3 protein-coding genes are annotated in these 1,752 nt (G+C 58.8%); all 3 read left to right on the top strand.

Annotation, left to right across the window (positions count from 1 at the left end):
• The coding region (gene pilV, locus AC1D0Z_RS20990; protein WP_477660094.1) for a type IV pilus modification protein PilV at positions 1 to 516 on the top strand (516 nt) is incomplete at its 5' end.
• Positions 513 to 1,433, top strand: coding sequence for a PilW family protein (locus AC1D0Z_RS20985; protein WP_477660093.1), 921 nt, complete (start codon positions 513 to 515; stop codon positions 1,431 to 1,433). The genes pilV and AC1D0Z_RS20985, both read left to right, overlap by 4 nt.
• On the top strand, positions 1,430 to 1,752 hold a 323-nt coding region (locus AC1D0Z_RS20980), incomplete at its 3' end, for a pilus assembly PilX family protein (protein ID WP_477660092.1). The genes AC1D0Z_RS20985 and AC1D0Z_RS20980, both read left to right, overlap by 4 nt.

The raw sequence follows: 1,752 nt of genomic DNA, 5'->3' as shown, positions 1-1,752 counted from the left end.
GCGCATCGCGGCGCCTCCCTGCTGGAGGTGTTGATCGCCATCGTCATCATGTCATTCGGGCTGCTGGCGCTGGGTGGCCTGAYCGCCTCGTCCGTGCAGTACGGAAAGATGGCGCAATTCCAGACGGTGGGGGTTCAGCTGGCGGCCGACATTGCTGATCGCATGCGGTCCAATTCAGACGGCTTTATGACCAGTTCCTACAACAAAACCACCGTATATTCTTCCGCGACGGCAGCCATTGCGGTGCCTGCCTGCGCAACGGTCACCCAGTGCACTGCCGCGGAGATGGCGGCGATCGATCTGGCTGAATGGCGCAACAGCCTGCGGCTGAACCTTCCCGGCGGGGATGCTTATGTTCTTCGCGATGTGGCGACGCCTCTTGCGGTTGACATTTGGGTCATGTGGACGGACCCGGGGCTTGCCGCCGGGTTGGCGACCGCTGGGGCCTGTCCTGCAGCAGCGATTGGCGTCGGCACTACGGCGCCGCGCTGTCTTTATTTCAGGGCCGCCATATGACGATTACCCAAAAATTCAGGCAGACCGGCGTGAGCCTGGTCGAGCTGATGATCTCCATCACCATCGGCATGGTGATTCTTGCGGCCATCCTCGCGGTTTACACCTCGACGAGCTCAACCAGCAAGCAATCTGAAACAGGCACCCGCATGAGCGAGGACGCCGCGGTCGCGCTCAATTACATGAGCAATTACATCCGCATGGCCGGGTTCAGCGTTCCGCTGGCCAATGTGCCGGCCAATACGGCCGTGGTTGGAACGGGGACACTTGAAACCGCCGATCGCAATTTTGTGGGCGCTGGTGTGCGGGGTTGTGATACCGGTTTTACCAATCCCACGGTAACGCCCACCACGTCATTGGCGTGCAATACCGGAACGGGAACGGCGGCCATCACGGTGCGGTTTCAGGGCGACACCAGCAATACGACCCCTTCCGGCGGCAATCCCACCGATTGCMTGAATCAGGCCGTCACGACGCTTGCGACGTCGGATTTCGATGGGGGCGTTCCGTACCCGCTGGTGGAGTCGCGCTTCTACATAAAGACTGCCACCAACAGCGGTACGCCGGAGYTRTTTTGCGGAGGCAATGGCAATGCCACTTTCACCGCGCAACCCATCATGCAGTATGTTGAAAATCTGGCCTTTACCTATGGTGTGGCAGATGACGTGTCCTCCCGCCAGATTACAAGCTATTTGACGGCGGCGCAGGTAGATGCATTGGGCGGCACGATAGACCAAAGATGGTCGCGCGTGGTCAGCGTCAAGATTTGCCTGGTTATGCGCAGTGAAATGCGCGACCAGAATGCGCCTGGCTCTTACCGCAACTGCGCAGGCAATGTGGTGGCGTCGCCGAACAATTACCTGCGTCGCTCATTCGAGACAGTGGTCACTTTGCGAAACCGTGGTGGATTTTCTTCATGACACCTGACATCAACAAACCCAGCGACATCCACCTTGTGAAAAGGGCGAAAGAAGAGCGCGGAATCGTGCTGGTTCTGGCGTTGATCCTGCTGGTGATCATTTCCATGGTGGCCATCATGGCCGTCAAGGGCTCCATTTCGGGGGAACAGGTTTCCAATAATCTGCGCTCAAACGCGGTGGCGACCCAAGCCGCTGAAACCGCCTTGCGCTATTGCGAAAACCAGGTTTTGAGCGGCGTTTCCGCGCTGGTCATCAATGACTTGCCGGTTGGCGGTACCGAAACCATTCCCAACCTGTGGGCTACCCGTGCCAACTGGAC

This window comes from Polaromonas sp. P1_E3 (assembly GCF_056405935.1).
Note: the sequence above shows the minus strand (reverse complement) of the source record. Positions and strands in the feature narration are given on the sequence as shown.